General features: G+C 70.3%; 21 protein-coding genes. 7 read left to right on the top strand and 14 right to left on the bottom strand.

Annotation, left to right across the window (positions count from 1 at the left end):
* Nucleotides 1-9 precede the first annotated feature (9 nt).
* From KBZ12_RS00710 to KBZ12_RS00735, 6 genes are read right to left on the bottom strand one after another with little or no spacing between them, the layout of a single operon-like run.
* Nucleotides 10-1041 (bottom strand): DUF475 domain-containing protein, encoded by a 1032-nt coding sequence (locus KBZ12_RS00710; RefSeq protein ID WP_254955726.1) that lies wholly within the window; start codon nt 1039-1041, stop codon nt 10-12.
* Nucleotides 1041-1706 carry a DedA family protein gene (locus tag KBZ12_RS00715; protein WP_254955727.1) on the bottom strand — a complete coding sequence of 222 codons (666 nt, stop codon included), beginning with the start codon at nt 1704-1706 and terminating at the stop codon, nt 1041-1043. Before KBZ12_RS00715 ends, KBZ12_RS00710 begins: the two co-directional genes overlap by 1 nt.
* A 24-nt stretch (nt 1707-1730) precedes the next feature.
* A complete protein-coding gene (locus KBZ12_RS00720; RefSeq protein WP_254955729.1) occupies nt 1731-2192 on the bottom strand; it encodes a polysaccharide deacetylase family protein in 462 nt (153 codons plus the stop codon).
* Between the two features lie 26 nt (nt 2193-2218).
* Nucleotides 2219-2737, bottom strand: coding sequence for a hypothetical protein (locus KBZ12_RS00725; protein WP_254955731.1), 519 nt, complete (start codon nt 2735-2737; stop codon nt 2219-2221).
* Nucleotides 2734-3306: a formyl transferase gene (locus tag KBZ12_RS00730; RefSeq protein WP_254955732.1), complete on the bottom strand. Its 573-nt coding sequence runs from the start codon at nt 3304-3306 to the stop codon at nt 2734-2736. Before KBZ12_RS00730 ends, KBZ12_RS00725 begins: the two co-directional genes overlap by 4 nt.
* The gene (locus tag KBZ12_RS00735; RefSeq protein WP_254955735.1) at nt 3303-3608 is read right to left on the bottom strand and encodes a hypothetical protein; all 306 of its coding nucleotides are present in this window, start codon (nt 3606-3608) and stop codon (nt 3303-3305) included. The genes KBZ12_RS00730 and KBZ12_RS00735 overlap by 4 nt, the downstream gene beginning before the upstream one ends.
* Nucleotides 3609-3693: 85 nt before the next feature.
* On the opposite strand from KBZ12_RS00735, the gene def reads away from it, so the two are divergent.
* From def to pyrC, 4 genes are all read left to right on the top strand, one after another.
* Nucleotides 3694-4188 carry a peptide deformylase gene (def, locus tag KBZ12_RS00740; protein ID WP_254955736.1) on the top strand — a complete coding sequence of 165 codons (495 nt, stop codon included), beginning with the start codon at nt 3694-3696 and terminating at the stop codon, nt 4186-4188.
* On the top strand, nt 4139-5767 hold the full coding sequence (locus KBZ12_RS00745; protein ID WP_254955738.1) for an NCS2 family permease: 1629 nt from the start codon (nt 4139-4141) through the stop codon (nt 5765-5767). The genes def and KBZ12_RS00745 overlap by 50 nt, the downstream gene beginning before the upstream one ends.
* Nucleotides 5768-5845: 78 nt before the next feature.
* Entirely contained in the window at nt 5846-6394 is a 549-nt protein-coding gene (locus KBZ12_RS00750; protein WP_254955739.1) for a YqhA family protein, read from the top strand.
* A gap of 14 nt (nt 6395-6408) precedes the next feature.
* Nucleotides 6409-7482 (top strand): dihydroorotase, encoded by a 1074-nt coding sequence (gene pyrC, locus KBZ12_RS00755; protein WP_254955740.1) that lies wholly within the window; start codon nt 6409-6411, stop codon nt 7480-7482.
* 19 nt (nt 7483-7501) lie between these two features.
* On the opposite strand, the gene KBZ12_RS00760 is transcribed toward pyrC, so the two are convergent.
* Entirely contained in the window at nt 7502-7984 is a 483-nt protein-coding gene (locus KBZ12_RS00760; protein WP_254955741.1) for an META domain-containing protein, read from the bottom strand.
* Between the two features lie 90 nt (nt 7985-8074).
* Between KBZ12_RS00760 and KBZ12_RS00765 the strand changes: the two genes are divergently transcribed.
* A complete protein-coding gene (locus KBZ12_RS00765) occupies nt 8075-8206 on the top strand; it encodes a hypothetical protein (protein WP_254955742.1) in 132 nt (43 codons plus the stop codon).
* Here the strand turns inward: KBZ12_RS00765 and KBZ12_RS00770 are convergent.
* The 5 genes from KBZ12_RS00770 to KBZ12_RS00790 all read right to left on the bottom strand — a co-directional run bounded on the left by KBZ12_RS00770 (nt 8149) and on the right by KBZ12_RS00790 (nt 12893).
* Entirely contained in the window at nt 8149-8514 is a 366-nt protein-coding gene (locus tag KBZ12_RS00770) for a YbjQ family protein (RefSeq protein ID WP_254955744.1), read from the bottom strand. The genes KBZ12_RS00765 and KBZ12_RS00770 overlap by 58 nt on opposite strands.
* A 49-nt stretch (nt 8515-8563) precedes the next feature.
* Nucleotides 8564-9985, bottom strand: a complete 1422-nt coding sequence (gene murF / locus KBZ12_RS00775) for a UDP-N-acetylmuramoyl-tripeptide--D-alanyl-D-alanine ligase (RefSeq protein WP_254955745.1) — start codon at nt 9983-9985, stop codon at nt 8564-8566.
* The gene (locus KBZ12_RS00780) at nt 9985-10695 is read right to left on the bottom strand and encodes a hypothetical protein (protein ID WP_254956031.1); all 711 of its coding nucleotides are present in this window, start codon (nt 10693-10695) and stop codon (nt 9985-9987) included. The genes murF and KBZ12_RS00780 overlap by 1 nt, the downstream gene beginning before the upstream one ends.
* A gap of 24 nt (nt 10696-10719) precedes the next feature.
* On the bottom strand, nt 10720-12264 hold the full coding sequence (gene glgA, locus KBZ12_RS00785) for a glycogen synthase GlgA (RefSeq protein ID WP_254955746.1): 1545 nt from the start codon (nt 12262-12264) through the stop codon (nt 10720-10722).
* Nucleotides 12265-12338: 74 nt separating this feature from the next.
* Nucleotides 12339-12893, bottom strand: a complete 555-nt coding sequence (locus KBZ12_RS00790; RefSeq protein ID WP_254955747.1) for a L,D-transpeptidase — start codon at nt 12891-12893, stop codon at nt 12339-12341.
* A 743-nt stretch (nt 12894-13636) separates the two neighbouring features.
* Here KBZ12_RS00790 and KBZ12_RS00795 point away from each other — a divergent pair.
* Entirely contained in the window at nt 13637-13984 is a 348-nt protein-coding gene (locus tag KBZ12_RS00795) for a PAS domain S-box protein (protein ID WP_254955748.1), read from the top strand.
* Nucleotides 13985-14168: 184 nt separating this feature from the next.
* Here the strand turns inward: KBZ12_RS00795 and menB are convergent, their stop codons facing one another.
* Nucleotides 14169-15023 (bottom strand): 1,4-dihydroxy-2-naphthoyl-CoA synthase, encoded by an 855-nt coding sequence (gene menB, locus KBZ12_RS00800; RefSeq protein ID WP_254955749.1) that lies wholly within the window; start codon nt 15021-15023, stop codon nt 14169-14171.
* Nucleotides 15020-16843, bottom strand: coding sequence for a 2-succinyl-5-enolpyruvyl-6-hydroxy-3-cyclohexene-1-carboxylic-acid synthase (gene menD / locus KBZ12_RS00805; RefSeq protein ID WP_254955751.1), 1824 nt, complete (start codon nt 16841-16843; stop codon nt 15020-15022). The genes menB and menD overlap by 4 nt, the downstream gene beginning before the upstream one ends.
* A gap of 53 nt (nt 16844-16896) precedes the next feature.
* Between menD and lepB the strand changes: the two genes are divergently transcribed.
* Nucleotides 16897-17505, top strand: a complete 609-nt coding sequence (gene lepB / locus KBZ12_RS00810; RefSeq protein WP_254955752.1) for a signal peptidase I — start codon at nt 16897-16899, stop codon at nt 17503-17505.
* The last annotated feature ends 9 nt before the right edge of the window (nt 17506-17514 follow it).

The raw sequence follows: 17514 nt of genomic DNA on the forward strand, positions 1-17514 counted from the left end.
ACGTCGGGTTCAGGGCGTGGGCCGCAGGCGCCCCCGTTGCCGAAGCGAATCGGTCAGGGAAAGGATCAGCATGCCGATGCCGATCAGCCCCGTGACCCATTCAGGCAGATGGAGATCGTGCTGGGCCAGCACGATGCTGGTCAGCATCAGAACCCCAAGGGCGCCGATGGCGTAATGGGCGCCATGCTCCAGGAACACCAGCTGATCGAGTGCCTTCTCCCGACTCAGCATCAGGGTGAGGGAGCGGATGAACAGGGCTCCGAGACCCAGGCCGGTGAGGATCAGGCCCAGGTTCTGGGTGATGGCGAAGGCCCCGATGGTGCCATCCAGGCTGAAGGAGGCATCGAGGAGCTCCAGATAAAGCAGGCTGGCCAGCCCACCACCGGCCGCCAGCCGGAGCCCCGCCTGCTCCTCATTGCCAAAGGCCTGTCCCAGCGAGCTGCTGAGCAGCTGCAGGACCAGGCCGATCACGCCGCTGATCATCACCTCGGCCCGCAGGCTCTCCGGCAGGGCGGCAACGAGCAGCAGCAGCAGGATCAGGGCAAGGGCCACCTCCAGCGCCTCCACCCGTCCGGCGGCGCTGAGTCGGCGTTCCAGGGGGCGGAACCAGTGAAGGGTCTTGGCTTCGTCGAAGAAATAGCGCAGGAACACCATCAGCAGGAACAGTCCGCCGAAGGCGAGGATCCTGGGTTCCGCCAGCTCCAGCAGTTCCCGGTAGCGCTCCGGGTGGTGCAGGGCCGCATCGAGGGCGGTGCCCATGCCGACACCACCGGCCAGGGAGACCATCACCAGGGGGCCCGCAAAGCGAACGCCGAAGACGGGAATCACCAACCCCCAGGTGAGAAAGAAGCGCTGCTGGCCGGGCGTCAACCTGTCGAGCACCCGGGCGTTCACCACCGCATTGTCGAAGGAGAGGGAGATCTCCAGCAGCAGCAGCACCAGGGTGATCCAGGCCGCTTCCAGACCCTGCAGCCCGAGCACGATCGCCAGTCCCCCGGCGCAGCAGGCCAGGGGGACAAGCAGATAGTGCAGATATCGCATCAGGGGGGGTTCTCTTCGGCCCCATCTTCCAGCTGACGCTCCTCGAAACGGGAGATCAGCGAGGGAATCGCCAACAGCACCACCACCAGCACCAGGGCCCCGAGGCCGAACTGCACCACCCCCCTCACCATGCGCTCGAAGGGGATCCAGCGCCCGCCCAGCCAGGCCAGGCTCACCATCGTTCCCGCCCAGAGCACTGCTCCGAGGCAGTTGAACAGCACGAAGCGGCGGTAGGGCATGTGCACGGCCCCGGCCAGGGGGCCGGCCAGCACCCGCAGCACCGCCACGAATCTGCCGATCAGCACCGACTTGCCGGCATGGCGCAGGAAGCTGGTTCGCAGGGACTCCATCTGCTCGGGGGAGCGCCGCAGCAGGTGTCCCACCCGCAGCACCAGGCCCCAGCCGGCGCGTCGGCCCACCCAGTAGCCGAGGTTGTCACCAAGGATCGCGCCGCCGGCCGCCGCCGCCATCACGCCGAAGACATTGAGATGGCCGCTGCCGGCGGCATAGCCCCCCAGCAGGGTGACGGTCTCACCGGGCAGGGGCAGGCCGGCGTTCTCCAGCAGCATGGCGCCGAACACCACCCAGTAGCCCCAGTGGTGGAGCAGGGACTCCAGGCTGGTGGTGCTGATGGCCCCGTCGAAAAAGGCCAGGGGCCAGGCCATCGCAACGTGGAAGGTCTTCAGACCCTATCTCCCTGGCCAGGCCAGCGTTCCGGTCCAGAGCCAGCGGCGGCGGCGCAGGGGGTTGGCATGGGGCCCCGGCCAGGTGAAGCGGGGCAGGGCCAGGGCTGGGGTGGCGGGGGTGAGCAGGGCCCCATCGACGGTGGCCACCTGGAGGAAGTGGCGGCCGCAGATCTCCATGTCGCCGGGCAGATGGCTGTAGAAGGGATAGGAGAACGACCGGGGCGCCTGCCCCAGCATCCGGCCGAGGACGGCGCTGGATCGGACCAGTTCCTGCTCGAACTCCGCCGAGCTGATGTTGCAGCGGGGATCGTGGTGGTGGCCGTGGCTGCCGATCTCGTGGCCGGCATCCCGGGCCCGGCGCAGCTGGGCTTCGCTGGGGTAGAGGCGATCGGCCGCCGCCGCCAGCTCGCCGGCCGTGCCCCAGCGCTCCGCCAGCTCCGAAAGCAGTTCCCGCACCAGGGCCACGGGGGTGCCATCCCGCAGCCGGGCGATCAGGGCCGCCCCCCCAGATCGGCCGACAGCTCCAGCCGCTGGCGGGCCAGCTCCTCCAGCCGGGGCGCCAGGGTGGGGTGGGCCCCATACCAGTAAAGGGCGTGCTCCCAGACCAGCTCCCCGCCGGCGAGCATCCCGGACGACTGAAAGAACACGGCGGGCAGACCCAGCGCCTGCAGCACCTCCAGCCTTTCCTCGTAGTTGCAGCGCAGGCCGTCATCGAAGCTGACGAACACTTCGATCTCGGAGCCGCTGGGGAAGCGGCCGGCCCGCAGATCGGCGTAGGTGAGGAAGCGGGCGCCGTGGCGCCGCAGGACGCCCAGTTCCGCGGCCAGCGCGGCGGCGGGGATCGGCGGTACCCCGAAGCGGTCGAGGAAGGGCTCCCGGCCCGGCTCGTCCACCCGGTGATAAAGCAGACACAGCACCTTGCCCCGCAGGCGGCGCAGCCAGAGGCGATCCAACGGCGGCAGGAACAGCAGGTCCGCCGCCCGGTTGGCCGCTCGCCCCAGCCGGCTCATGGCTGCTCCCCCCGCACCACCCGCACGGCCCCGTCGCGGCGTAGCTGGTCGGCCAGGTAGTCGCGCACCAGGCCCCGGGCGATGCGGCGGTTGGCCAGCAGCCGCTGCCAGGGCTCGTAGACGTAGCCGGTGCGCCGCAGGAACAGCTTGCCCTTCTCCCACTGGGGCACCCGTGGGGCGGTTCCGGCCTCGAGCCGGCGGGCCGCCTCGATCAGCAGCTCGATGCCCACCTGGAAGCTGCGCACCTCAATGGTCTCGACGTCGTCGTCGGGCTCCATCGGCACGTGGGCCGACAGGATGATGTCGCCGCTATCGATGTCGGGGTCGATGTGGTGCACCGTCACCCCCACCAGCTCCGGAAGCCCCTCCATCAGCATGTAGAGGTTGCAGTTGGCGCCACGGGAATAGGGCGACAGCCCGGTGTGCAGGTTGATCAGGCCGTGGCGGATGGTGGGGATCAGCTCCAGCACGGGGGCCCGCAGCAGCTGGGTGCCGTTCACCAGGACGATGTCGGGGGCGACCTGGCGAAGGAAGTCGGTGGTGTGCTCCTCGTTGATGGCCGACGTCACCAGCACCGGCACATCGGGCGGCAGCTCGGGCGGGGCGCCCTCCCGGTGGAACAGCTGCCGCTGCAGGGCGGCGCCGCGGCGGTCGTGGGGCCGCCCTGCAGCACCCGGGCGACCAGCTGGCGCAGCCGCCGCAGGGGCCGGCGATACTTCGCCAGCCGGGAGAGCGTGCTGCGGCTGGCCGGCGGCGACACCTGCAGCACCACCCCCACCAGGGTGAACGCCTCTGCCGCCCGGCGGATCAGATGCCGCTGGTAGAGGCCATCGCAGCAGAGCACGACCACCCGCAGGGAGCTCACGGCCATGGATCCGCCGATCGCAGCATCATCTGCGGATGGAACGGACGGGGCGGCCGGAAGGCGGCACAGTGGGACCGATCCTGAGGCTCCCATGGCCGTCCGTGACGTGCTCACCATCGGAGATCCCCGCCTGCGCCAGGTGAGTGCGCCGGTGGAACGGTTCGACGACCCCGCCCTGCCGGCCCTGCTCGACGACCTGCGCGACACCATGGTCGCCAACGCGGGCGCCGGCCTGGCGGCCCCCCAGATCGGCGTGCCCCTGCGGGTGGTGATCTTCGGCATCACCCACAACCCCCGCTACCCGGAGGCGCCGCCCATCCCGGAGACGGTGCTGATCAATCCCGTGCTCACGCCCCTTGATGCGGCGATCGACGACGACGCCTGGGAGGGCTGCCTGAGCGTGCCGCTCTGGCGCGCCCGGGTGCCCCGCTGGCGCCGCCTGCGCTATCGGGGCTTCGACGGCCAGGGGCAGGCTTTCGAGCGGGAGGTGGAGGGCTTCCATGCCCGGGTGGTGCAGCACGAGTGCGATCACCTCGATGGGGTGCTGTTTCCAGACCGGGTGCCGGCGGAGCTGCCCCGTGGCTGAGCTCACCGCACCCGGCCGGCAGCCGGCCCCCCGCTGGTGGGTGCGCGGCGACCTGGACGGCTTCCTCGGGCTGGGCCTCGACAACCTCATCCAGATCCTGCTGATCGTGGGCCTGTGCCGCGGCGTGCTGGGCTACCCCGATGAGCTGATCTTTGCCACGATCCTGCCGGCCACCGGCATCAGCCTGGTGGTGGGCAACCTGGCCTACGCCGTGCAGGCGCACCGGCTGGGGCGACGCGAGGGCAGGGACGACCGCACCGCCCTGCCCTATGGCATCAACACGGTCAGCCTGTTCGCCTACGTGTTCCTGGTGATGCTGCCGGTGAAGCTGGCGGCCGTGGGGCAGGGTCTGGATCCACTGGAGGCCGCCCAGCTCTCCTGGCGTGCCGGCCTGCTGGCCTGCCTGGGCTCGGGGCTGATCGAGGCGGGTGGCGCCTTCCTGGTGGCCCCCCTGCGCCATTGGCTGCCCCGGGCGGCCCTGCTCTCCACCCTGGCCGGCATCGCCCTGGGCTACATCGGCCTGGGTTTCCTGCTGCGCACCTATGCCGTGCCGGTGGTGGGGCTGGCGGTGCTGGCGGTGATCCTGCTGGCCTACTTCGGCCAGGCCCGGTTGCCGCTGCCGGGGGGCGTTCTGGCGGTGCTGGTGGGCATCGTCCTGGCCGCGGTCACGGGCCTGCTGCGGCTGGATGGCCCCACATGGCAGAGCAACATCGCCCAGGTGGGACTGCACCTGCCCGTCCCCCGCCTCGGTGCCCTCTGGGAGGGCCGTGACGACCTGCTGCCCTGGCTGGGGGTGACGGTGCCGATGGGTCTGTTCAACCTGCTGGGGTCGCTGCAGAACCTGGAAAGCGCCGAGGCAGCCGGCGATGCCTATCCGGTGAAGAGCTCGCTGCTGATCAACGGCATCGGCACGGTCGCGGCCGCCCTGCTGGGCTCCTGCTTCCCCACCACCATCTACATCGGCCACCCCGGTTGGAAGGGCATGGGGGCCCGCATCGGCTACTCCTGGCTCAACGGCCTGGTGATGGGCCTGGGCTGCCTGCTGGGGCTGTTCGGCGTGGTGGGCCAACTGGTGCCGATCGAGGCCGGCATGGCGATCGTGCTCTACATCGCCCTGGTGATGGCGGCCCAGGCCTTCCAGGCCACACCGCCGGCCCATGCCCCCGCCGTGGCCCTGGGTCTGCTGCCCGGCCTGGCGGGCTGGGGCTCCCTGATGCTGAAGGCGGGGTTGCGGGCCGGGGGCAGCGGCACCCCGGCCAACCCCTTTGGCCCCCAGTTGCTGCTGCCCCTGCAACAGGCAGATGTGTGGGCCGCGGGTGCCTTCGCCCTGGAGCAGGGCCAGATCCTGGCGGCGATGCTGCTGGCGGCGATGCTGGTGTACGTGATCGAGCAGCGCTTCCGCGCCGCCGCCCTCTGCGCCCTGGTGGCGGCGGCCGCCTCCTGGCTGGGTCTGATCCACGCCTGGAGTTTCACCCTGGCCGACACGGTGCTGGACCCTGGCTGGGGCAGCGGCACCCCCTGGGCCCTGGGCTATCTGGCGATGGCGGTGGTGTTTCTGCTGGGGCCCCCGCAGCGCTGAACCGTTACCGGCTTGGCCGATGGGTGGATGTCTAGGAACAATGCGCTGCCTAGGGTTGTCCGATTGCATCCCCGCCGCATGGCTTCTTCGCTCAAGGGCCGCTTCAAGCGGATGGAGCATCGCTTCGAAAGGCTGCTGTGGCGCCTGCGGCTGATTGCGATCCTGCCGGTGATCATGAGCCTGGTGAGCACGGTCGTGTCCTTCGTGCTGGGCACGCTCGAGATCGGCAAGGCCCTCGCCGCTTTCGGCAAGGGCGATCAGCTCAATAAGGAGTTTGCGGCCGAGCTGCTGGGGGCGATCGTCTCGGGGATCGATCTCTATCTGATCGGCATCGCCCTGCTGATCTTCGGTTACGGGGTCTATGAGTTGCTGATTTCCCCAATCGAGGCGGCCCGGGAGCACGACCAGGGGGGTGGTGGCCTGCTGGACATCCGCAACCTCGACCAACTGAAGGAGAAGCTGGTCAAGGTGCTGGTGGTGGCGTTGATCGTGTCCGCCTTCAAGGCCATGCTCACCATGCCGATCAACGACGGTCCCTCCCTGGCCTTCTTCTGCCTGAGCGTGCTGCTCCTGGCCCTGAGCGGTTACCTGGTCACCGGCGCTGCTGACAGGCTCATTTCCAGGTGAGATCCCCTTCCCCGTTGCCAGCGCCTCTCCCTGTCGGGCAGCTGCGGCTGCGGCGCCCCGACGACTGGCATGTGCACCTGCGCGACGGCGCCCTGCTGCAGCTGGTGGCCCCGGCCACGGCCCGGAGCTTCGCCCGGGCGATCGTGATGCCGAATCTCAGCCCGCCGATCACCACGGTGGCGGCGGCCGAGGCCTACGGCGCCCGGATCCGGGCGGCCCTGCCGGATGGCAGCCGTTTCACCCCCCTGCTCACCGCCTACCTCACCGACACGATCGATCCGGCCGAGATCGAGCGCGGCCACCGCGAGGGGGTCTTCACCGCCTGCAAGCTCTACCCGGCCCATGCCACCACCAACGCCGCCGCCGGCGTCACCGACATGGCGCGGATCGAGCCGGTGCTGGCCGCGATGGAGCGGATCGGCATGCCCCTGCTCATCCACGGCGAGGTGACGGACGCGGAGATCGACATCTTCGATCGCGAAGCCGTGTTCATCGAGCGCCACCTGGCGCCGCTCCTGTCGCGCCATCCCTGCCTGAAGGTGGTGCTGGAGCACATCACCACCGCCGAGTCCGTCGCCTTCGTGCGTCGGGGGGGCGCCAACCTGGCCGCCACCATCACCCCTCATCACCTGCACATCAACCGCAACGCCATGTTCCAGGGCGGCCTGCGACCGGACTTCTACTGCCTGCCGGTGGCCAAGCGCGAACGGCACCGGCTGGCCCTGCGCGAGGCGGCCACCTCGGGGGAGCCCTGCTTTTTCCTGGGCACCGATTCGGCCCCCCACCCCCGCTCGGCCAAGGAAAGCGCCTGCGGCTGCGCGGGCATCTACAACGCTCCTTACGCCCTGGAGAGCTACGCGGCGGTGTTCGAGCAGGAGGGGGCCCTGGATCGCCTGGAGGCCTTCGCCAGCCTGCATGGACCCGCGTTCTACGGGCTTCCCCTCAATGAGGGGACAATCACCCTGGTGCGGGAGCCCCATACGGTGCCGCCGCGTCTGCACGGCAACGCCGCCGACGGCGCCGCCACGAACCTGGTGCCCTTCCATGCCGGCCAGGTGCTGCAGTGGCGACTGGAAAGCGAAAGCTGAAACGGTTGCGTTGGGCCGATCAGGGGCGCGGTTCCCAGATCAGGATGCCGCCATCGGCCAGCAGGCTCAGGTTCAGCCGGCCGTCCCGCAGCAGGTAACCCCGCACGTAGGGGAGCTGGCGGGCCAGGGGTTCCCCCAGGCTGGGAGCCGGGCACAGGACTTTGGTGCTGGCCAGGGGGCCGAAGCGGAAGCCGCCGTTGCCGGGGTCGGCGCTGGGCTCCACCCGCCAGCTGCCCGAGGCGCGGTTGCAGTCGAGCTGCAGGACCGCCCGGCCATCGGCCTGAAGCGAGAGGGTGTAGCGGGACGCGTCCCCCGGGCGCCGCAGGCCCTGGACGTCATCCATCGACTGGATCCCCACCAGCTGCCAGCTGGTGCCCTGCAGCGGCGGGGTCTGGGGGGCCGCCGCCAGGGGCAGCGACGCCCCCGTCAGGAACGCGGCCGCGACGACGGTGCTTCCGGCCCAGGCCGCCAGGAGCCGGACCGAGTTGGCTGGGAAAGGCATCGGACGACTCCTGCTGCCTATCCAGAATCGGATACGGACGACGGAGAGGCGGCACAGGGCCGAGCATGGCCGTGCCGCCCTGTCGCTGCCATGGGGATCCTGCGCGCCGCCGCCACCTGTTTCGCCCTGGTCTCCGGCGCCGTGTATCTGGCCCTGCTGCTCCTCTATGCGCTGCTGCCGCTGCTGCTGGGCCGAGGTTCCACCACCACGGCGGTGCCGTAGCAGAGCACTTCGGTGGCGGCGGCGGTGCCGCCCTGCACCTCCGATCCGTCGTAGCGGGTGCCGACGATCGCGTTGGCCCCCAGGGCCCTGGCGTGCTGGATCATCTGCGCGTAGGCCTGCTCCCGGGCCTGCTCGCACATCTCGGTGTAGGCCCCGATCCGGCCGCCCACGATCTGCTTGAGTCCGCCCAGGAAGCCCTGCACCAGGGTGGGGGAGCGCACGACGATGCCGCGCACCAGCCCCCGGTAGGCGGTGATCGTGTAGCCCTCGATCGTGAAGGTGGTGGTCACGAAGACGGGTTTCACCATCGGGACGGGGGCGCTGCGAGCCCCATCCTGGGGGGCCAGAGCCTGGGCTTCAAGCCGTTGGGGCGAAGGCGGCCTGCAGCAGGGGAATCGCCCGCTCCAGCGCCACGCCGCGGCTGGCCTTGAGCAGCACCCGATCCCCCGGTTGCAGCCAGTCGAGCAGCACCTTGGCCGCCTCCTCGGGCGTGGCCGCCCGCGCCAGCCGCGGCAGCCCGGTGGCGGCAGCCTCCATCGCCTGCGCCTCCTCTCCGGTGGCCACGATCAGCAGCCCGTCGAGGCCCAGCTCCCGGGCCCGCGCCGCCACTTGCCGATGCAGCTCCAGGCTGCGGTCCCCCAGCTCGAGCATCGTGCCCAGCACCGCATAGCCACGGCCCCCCGCTGCGCTGCCGCTGGCGGCCAGCAGATCCAGGGCCGCCAGCACCGCCTCCGGCGAGGCGTTGTAGGTCTCATCGAGCAGGTCCACCCCGCCCAGGCTCCAGCGTCGGGAACGCCCCCCCGGCAGCTCCACCACCAGGTCGACGAGGGCCGTGGCCGGCACGCCCAGCTCCTGGGCCACCGCCACCGCCAGCAGCAGGTTGCGGGCGTTGTGGCGCCCCTCCAGGGGCAGCCGCAGGCTCGGCCCGCCCGCCAGGTTGAGGCGTCCAGCCTCCAGCCGCCCCACCAGGTCCGGCGCCGGTGTCCCGGCGGGGAACCCAGCCCGTTCGTCCTCCAGGGCGATCCGCATCACCCGGCCCCCCCAGACCCGTGCCAGGGAGAGCTCCAGCAGGGGATCCCCGGCCGGAATCACCAGCACCCCGTCCGGTCCCAGGCCGGCGGTGATCTCGCATTTGGCCTGGCCGATGGCCTCGCGGCTGCCCAGGCGGCCGATGTGGGCGGTGCCGATGTTGGTGATCACGGCCACATCCGGTGCGGCAGCGCGGGTGAGGCGATCGATCTCCCCCAGGCCGCGCATGCCCATCTCCACCACCAGGGCCGCCGTGGCCTCGTCGGCCTTCAGCAGGGTGAGGGGCGCCCCCACGTCATTGTTTTCGTTGCCGCTGCTGGCCACCACCGGCCCCAGGGAGCCCAGGGCTGCCTTGATCAGTTCCCGGGTCGTGGTCTTCCCCGCCGAGCCGGTCACCGCCACCACCGGCAACCCCAGCTGTCGCCGCCACAGCAGGGCCAGTTGCTGGTAGGCCACCAGCGTGTCCTCCACCAGCCAGATGGGCCCGTTGCCACTGGCCACCAGCTCCGTCACGCTGTCATCGGCCAGGCGATCCCGCTGCACCACGGCCGCCGCCGCCCCGGCGGCGAAGGCCTCAGCCAGGAAGCGGTGCCCGTCAAAGCGTTCCCCCACCAGGGGCACGAACAGGGCGCCGGCCAGCGCGCCGCGGCTGTCGGTGCTCACGCCGGCGAAGCCTTCCGGTGCGATGGTTCCGGGGGCCATCAGGGGCTCACCCCACAGCTGGCGCAAGGACGCGAACGGCAGCGGCATCAGCCTGGGGCACCGGGATCGAGCAGGATCATGCCGGAGCCCACCAGGGCCCTGCGGGCCAGCAGCCGCTGTTGGCCGTCCACCAGCTCCAGCCGCTCGTAACCGAGGACCAGGGCGCGCTGCTGCCAGCGCTCCGCCCAGCGCCGACGACTCGCTTCGCCCAGGCCGGTGTAGGCCGGCGCCATGGTCAGCACCAGCCGGCCCTCGGCGGGCACCGGATGGACCGAGGCGATCAGATGGTCGGGATCGTCCTGGGCCAGCAGGGCCAGGAGGGGATCGAGCTCCAGGGGCGGTGGTGTCTCCGGCTCCGCCACGGGCATGGGCTCCTGAACGGCCATGGGGGGCGGGGCCTCCATGGTTGGCGCCGCGATGGGTGGAGACTTCTGCTGGGCTGCCGGGGCCGGCGGCGGTGAAACGGCAGCTTCACCCGGCGCCCGCACCACCCGGTGGGACAGCCCGCGCCAGACCTGTCCCGCCAGGGCCAGGGCGAGTGCCAGCAGGGCCGCCAGAACCAAAGGCCAGAACAGGGGGGCCAGGCCCTGGGGCCAGAAGCCCGGCACCGACAGGTCCCCCTCCCGGTTGCGCCGCCAAAGTTCGCGCAGCTTCAGGCGCAGGGACGCCAGCACGGCCCGCACGGCGTTGCCGAGCTGGCCCCAGGGACTGGCGTAGGGCGCCGGCAGGTCGGAAGGGGGCGGAACCGGATCAGCCATGGGCGCCGGACACGGGCAGCGGGCTCAGGAGTCGTTGCGGCGACGCAGCAGGGCCAGGGGGTTGCGGGGGCGCGGGGCTGGCGGTGGTTCCTTGGTGACCACGTCCGGCCTGGGCTCGTCGTGCAACAGGCTGGGGTCGGCCCCCTGGCCCTGGGAGAAGCGCTCCACCTGGGCGGCGTCGGGGGTGGGCTCCTTGAAGCCGCAGACCTCGCGGTACATGGCGTCGTAGTCCAGGGCCGAGCGGTTCCAGCTGAAGTCGGTGGCCATGGCCCGGCGTTGCAGCTCCTGCCAGCTGGGCTCGTTGCGGTAGGCCTCCCAGGAGCGCACGATCGTGGTGTAAAAGTCGATCGCTTCGTAGCGATCGAAGCCGTAGCCCGTGCCGGTGCCGGCGGTGGGGTCGTTGGGGGGCACGGTGTCCACCAGCCCGCCGACGCGGCGCACCACCGGAATCGAGCCGTAGCGCATGGCCAGCATCTGACTGATGCCGCAGGGTTCGAAGCGGCTCGGCATCAGGAAGGCGTCGCTGCCCGCATAGATCAGGCGCGAGAGGGCATCGTCGTAGGTGAGGAACACGGCGAAGCGGCCGGGGTGGCGGGCGGCCATCTGCCACAGCCCCGATTCCAGGGCGCGGTCGCCGGTGCCCAGCACCACGAACTGGCTGTCGCTGTAGGCCAGCACCCGGTCCGCCACCTGCAGCAGCAGGTCGACCCCTTTCTGATCCACCAGGCGACTCACCATGCCCATCAGGTAGGTGCGGGGACTCACGGTCAGCCCCATCCGTTCCTGCAGCAGCCGTTTGCTGGCGCTGCGGCCGGAGAGGTCGTCGGCCGAGAAGGGTTCCGGCAGGGTGGGGTCGGTGGCCGGATCCCAGTCCGCGGTGTCGATGCCGTTGAGGATGCCGCGCAACTTGCCGCTGATGAAGTTGAGCAGGCCGTCGATGCGCTCGCCGTATTCGGGCGTGCGGATCTCCATCGCATAGGTGGGCGAGACGGCGTTGACCCGGTCGGCGTAGAGCAGGGCCGCGGCCATGGTGTGGTCGCCCTGCATGTACCAGGGACACCAGGTCATGCGATCCAGCTTCCAGCGCCAGGGGCCCTGGTAACGCAGGTTGTGGATGGTGAACACCGTGCTGATTTCGGGGTCCTGGTGCATCCACACCGGAATCATGCCCGTGTGCCAGTCGTGGCAATGGAGAACCTGGGGTTTCCAGCCGCTGTTCCAGGCGAATTCAGCCGTGGCGTTGGCGAAGAAGGTGAAGCGCCAGTCTTCGTCTTCACCGCCGTAGATGCGCTCCGGATCGAACACCGGATGACCCACCAGATAGATGGGCAGGCCGCTGCTGGGATGGCGGGTTTCGTAGATGGCGAAATCGGTGCCCATGGCGTGGCCGCGCCACATCGGCTCGGCGGGAATCTTCAGGCGACTCCACAACTTGCCGTAGCCCGGCAGGATGATGCGCACGTCGTGGCCCAGGGCCGCCAGGGCTGGTGGCAGGGAGCCCACCACATCGCCCATGCCCCCCACCTTGATCATCGGAGCGCACTCCGCGGCGGCAAACAAAACCCTCATCCGCTCTCGATTCCTGGGGCGCCAGAAACTCTACGGGCTGCCCCGGTGGTCTCAGGCTGCCGGCGTCAGCGCGTTCAGGGAAGCACCGTCACCGGGGTGCCCAGCTGAACCAGTTCGAACAGCACCTTGACGTCCTCGTCAAACAACCGCACGCAGCCATGGGACACGGCGCCACCGACGCTGTTGCGATTCGGCGTGCCATGGAAGCCGGAGGTGACGCAGCCTTTCACCTCCAGATGCTCCTGGCCGTTGAAACCGCGCCGGCCCTTGCAGTCGCGGTGGAAACCGATCCAACGGGAACCGAGGGGATTGGTGGGACCCGGGGGAATGCGCACGCCCTTGGCCGGATGCTCCCAGATCGGATAGGCCGTCTTTTCGATCACGCTGAACGACCCCACCGGCGTCTCCCAGCCGGGCATGCCCACACCGACGCGAAAACGGCGCACTTCCCGGTCGCCGTCCATCACCGTCAGCACGCGTTGGCGCCGGTTCAGGACCAGCTCGAGCGACGGCGAACGGGTGGTGGCCGTCTCCGGTGGGGGGGAGGCTGCGAGCGATGGCCGCAGCACCAACCCGCTCAACGAGCCGATCAGGGCAATGGCCAGGGGCAGGGTGGCTGGGCGGTACACAAACAGACGGCGGACGGCCTCGGCTGATCTGGAAGGGTAGCCAGCTCAAAGGCGCCACGGGCTCTCCGAGAGCGCTGGCGACGCCAAGCGTCGGCATCCGTTCCTGGCTGCAGTTCAGCAACATCCTTCGGGGGCAGGACCTGGCCATGATGGTCGATCTTTCAATCGTCCCGGGCCCATCCCGATGATTTCCATAGGACCCACCAGCCACTTCATCACCCTGGAGAGGCTGGCTGAGGCTCAGGGAGTTGCGCCCATCATCCCGTCGTTGCCAGCTGATCGCCCATCCAGTCGCTTTCTGACTGTTCACAACCATCACCAGGCCCCAATGGAGCTCCATGGCGAGCGGATCCTGGCCATTGGATGCCACCGCCCTACCACCCTGGTCAGTGCCGAGGCCAGGTCGAAGTGTTCACTATCAACAATGATCTGCCGGTAGGCAAGGCGACGGGTCTCCTTGAGAGAAAGGTGCACCCGGGTTGGCGCCGTCAGATGGGCATGGGCTTTCCCTCCAGAACCGAGCCGGTGGGTGGCGGCAGGTCAGCCCTGCTCGGCACATCCAGCAGGTCCTCGGGCTTCGGAATGCAAAGGCTAGACAAAAAACCACACCAAATCTCATCATCCCTTCACCAAGGGATCTGCCCGGGAAGGCGGGTGCCGCTTCTGTGGTGGAGGCAATCGCGGCCCCATGGGGATGAATGCTATAATCAAATGATTAATCTTCATTTTTTGTGTCTAGTCCAATGGTCACGATTGAAGAGCTTCGCCAAAAATCTCTTCCCTTCGTCGTCGCTGACCAAGACGGCATGATTGTGGAAATCAACGACTTGCTTGAGTCGACCTACGGATGGACATTCGCTGATCTCAAGGGGCAGTCCCTCTCCACGATTCTGCCTCCCTCCTATCAAGACTCCCACCACCTTGGTTTCTCACGCTTTAAGATTATTGGTGAATCCCAGGTTCTCAACCATCCCCTGGAGCTGATGACCATCTGCAAAGACGGCCGAGCCATCAACTCCGAACACTTCATTGTGGCCGAGCGCTGTGGGGAGACCTGGGTGTTCGCAGCAACCCTGCGCCCGCTGGAGTGAGGCGGCGTTTCTGAATCTTATTGTTGTTGCCCGGCTTCGGCCTCCCTGGGCAGGCTGCAGTCAGCGGTGGCAGCGCTTGATGCGGTCCTCACCTTCAGTGATGTCTAGGACAACGTGGACTTAACGAATCATCCTGGAAGATCCAGTGTGAGCAGCCCTGCCGATGACCTGGGCCTGCGGTGCCTCAGGGCAGCCAGGGCGCCTCGGAATAATCCGGGTCCCGTTTCTCCAGGAAGGCATTGCGCCCCTCCTGGCCTTCGCTGGTCCGGTAAAAAAGATGGGTGGCCTGGCCCGCCAACTCCTGGATCCCCGCCAGGCCGTCGGTTTCAGCGTTGAAGGCCGCCTTCAGGCAACGGATCGCCGTGGGGCTGTGCTGCAGCACCTCCCGCGCCCAGGCCACCCCCTGGCGCTCCAGATCCTCCAGGGGCACCACCGCATTCACCAGCCCCATGGCCAGGGCCTGGCTGGCGTCGTAGCGCCGGCAGAGGAACCAGATTTCCCGGGCCTTGCGCTGCCCCACCACCCGGGCCAGGTAGCCGGCTCCGAAGCCGCCGTCGAAGCTGCCCACCCGGGGGCCGGTCTGGCCGAAGACGGCATTCTCGGCCGCCAGGCTCAGGTCGCAGAGCAGGTGCAGCACCTGGCCGCCGCCGATGGCATAGCCGGCCACCAGAGCGATCACCACCTTGGGCAGGCTGCGGATGATCCGCTGCAGGTCGAGCACGTTCAGCCGCGGCAGCCCCGCGGCGTCGAGATAGCCCCCATCGCCGCGCACGCTCTGGTCGCCGCCGGCGCAGAAGGCCCAGACGCCGTCGGCGGCCGGCCCCTCACCGGTGAACAGCACCACCCCGATGGAGGGGTCGTCCCGCACCCGGTTGAAGGCATCGCAGAGCTCCTGCACCGTGAGCGGCCGGAAGGCGTTGCGCTTCTCGGGCCGGTTGAGGCTGATCCGGGCGATCCCGTCGCCGCTGGTCTCGAAGCGGATGTCGCTGTAGTCGCCGGCGCTGGTCCAGTGCGGCAGGGCTGTGGGAACGGGGGTCATGGGGAGGGGATCGGCCCGGTGGCCAGGGAGGCGACCTTTGCTGCGGCCATTGTGCGCAGCCGCTGCCGCAGGGCGGCATCGCGGCTCCGGTCGGTGCTGATCACCAGCAGCGCCAGGGGCTGCTGCCGGGCCCAGGCCAGGGCGCCCTCCAGGGCGGCCAGGCCCCCAACGCGCCGGCCCGGCACCCCATGCACCGCCGCCAGCGCCAGGGGATCCACCGCCTGGGGCATGGCGAACAGGCGCTCGAAATCCATCGCCGCCGCCGGCTCGGTGCGGATGGGCAGCTGCTCGAAGATGCCGCCGCCGCCGTTGTCGATCAGCACGATGGTGAGCCGCCCCCGCAGCTGGCTTCGCCACAGCCAGCCATTGGCGTCGTGGAGCAGGGCCAGATCGCCGCTCACCAGCACCAGCTCGCCCAGGGCCTCGGCCAGGCCGCAGGCGCTCGAGAGGGTGCCATCGATCCCCGAGGCCCCCCGGAAGCCGTGCATCGGCCGGGGTGGGGCGCCCGGGTCAGCGAAGTTCTCCCAGTCGCGCACGGGGCTGCTGTTGGCCAGCAGCACCGGCAGCCCCGCCGGCAGCAGCCGGCTGAGCCGGCGTGCCAGGGCCGGCTCCCCGTTCTCGTCGGCCAGCTCCTGCTTCAGCAGCGCCTGCACCGCCGCCTCCGCCCGGCGCCAGCGCTCCGCCTGCGCCAGCGCTTCCCCGGCGGGCTCACCCGCCGAGATGTCCTGCGGTTGGCCCGCCAGCCAGGCCGCCAGGCCGGCGCCGCACTGGGCCCGCACCAACCGCAGCGGATCGAGGGGGCGCCCATCCCCTTCGCTCACCAGCACCTGGGGCCCGTCCTGGGCCGCCAGCCAGCGCTGCAGGCGACGGCTGGCCGGCAGAGGCCCCAGCCGCAACACCTGCAGGCCCCCGGTCGCTGCCGCGCTGGAGCAGCCCTCCGCCAGGATCAGGTCGTAGGCGTTCACGGCATCGAGCCCCGGCAGGCCCCGGAGGCCCGAGAGGGCATCGGCCAGCACGGGCCAGCCGCTGCGCCGCTGCCAGCGCCGCAGGGCCTCCACGTGGGCCGGCCAGGCGCCGGGGCTACCGCGCCAGGGGCCGGCCACCACCACGCCTGCGCGGTCCGGGTCCAGGGTCGCGGCATCTGCGGTGGCGAAGCGGGCAGCCGCCGGCGGGCGGCCCAGCTGGGCCATGGCGCCGGCGTCCGGAGGTTGGCGGGAGAGCGTGGCGGCCAGCTGGGTCAGCTCCCCGCCGCCGGCGTGCAGGGGTTCGGCGAAGGGCAGGTTGAGGTGGACCGCTCCGGCGCCGCGTCCGGCCCCATCCCCCTGGGCGGCGGCCAGGGCGGCGGCGGCCAGGGCCTCCAGCTCCCTGGGTGCCATTGCCGAGAGCCCCTCAGGGGCGCCGCTGCCCAGCCAGCGGCAGCTGCAGGCCAGAAAGTCCTCCTGGTTGACGCTCTGGTTGGCGCCGCAGCCCTTGAGCTGGGCCGGCCGATCGGCTGTGAGCAGGAGCAGGGGGATGGCACCGAAGTCGGCTTCCACCGCCGCGGGCAGCAGGTTGGCGACCGCCGTGCCCGAGGTGGTGATCACGGCCGCCGGCTGGCCGCTGCCCCGGCCCAGACCGAGGGCGAAGAAGGCAGCGCTGCGCTCGTCGATGGCGGTGTGCAGCCGCAGACCCCCGGGCTCCAGCAGGGCGGCGGCCACCGCCAGGGGCGCCGAGCGACTGCCCGGGCAGAGCACGGCATGGGTGAGGCCACCCCGGCGCAGGGCACGCAACAGCGTCAGGGCCGCCTGCACATTGGCCAGCGATGACGGGGGGCCGGCCACCGGGGAGCTCCACTGTTCAGGATGGGGGAATCATCCTCATCGACGGCTTCGCCATGGGCAGCGGCCCCGCCATTGCCAAGCCCCCTTCCGGCCCCCAGGGCGGGGCCACCGGGCTCCTGCAGCAGGCCGGCCGCCTGCTGCTCTGGGTGCTGCTGGCCCTGCTGCTGCGCTGGGCGGTGGTGGAGCCCCGCTGGATCCCGTCGGGCTCGATGCTGCCCACCCTGCAGCTTCAGGACCGGATCCTGGTGGAGAAGCTCACGCCCCGTTTCGGCTCGGGTGTGCGCACCGGCAGCATCGTCGTGTTCCACCCGCCGGCCCGGCTGCAGGAGGCGGGCTACGACCCGCGCACGGCCCTGATCAAGCGGGTGGTGGCGGTGGCCGGCGATCAGGTGGAGGTGAGGGACGGCAAGCTCTGGCGCAATGGCACCCCCGCCGAGCCGGACTGGGCCCGGGAGCCGATGGCCTACGCCCTGGAGCCCTTCGTGGTGCCCGCCGGCGAGGTGCTGGTGCTGGGGGACAACCGCAATGCCAGCCTCGATTCCCACCTCTGGGGTCCCTTGCCGGAGGCGGATCTGATCGGCACGGCCATCTGGCGCTACTGGCCCCTGGCCCGGTTCGGTCCGGTTGGGTTCTCCTCTCCCCACCCAGCAGAGGGCGCTTGAAAGACTGCG

The sequence above is a fragment of the Cyanobium sp. Cruz CV13-4-11 genome, from assembly GCF_024346055.1.
Taxonomy (GTDB): domain Bacteria; phylum Cyanobacteriota; class Cyanobacteriia; order PCC-6307; family Cyanobiaceae; genus Cyanobium.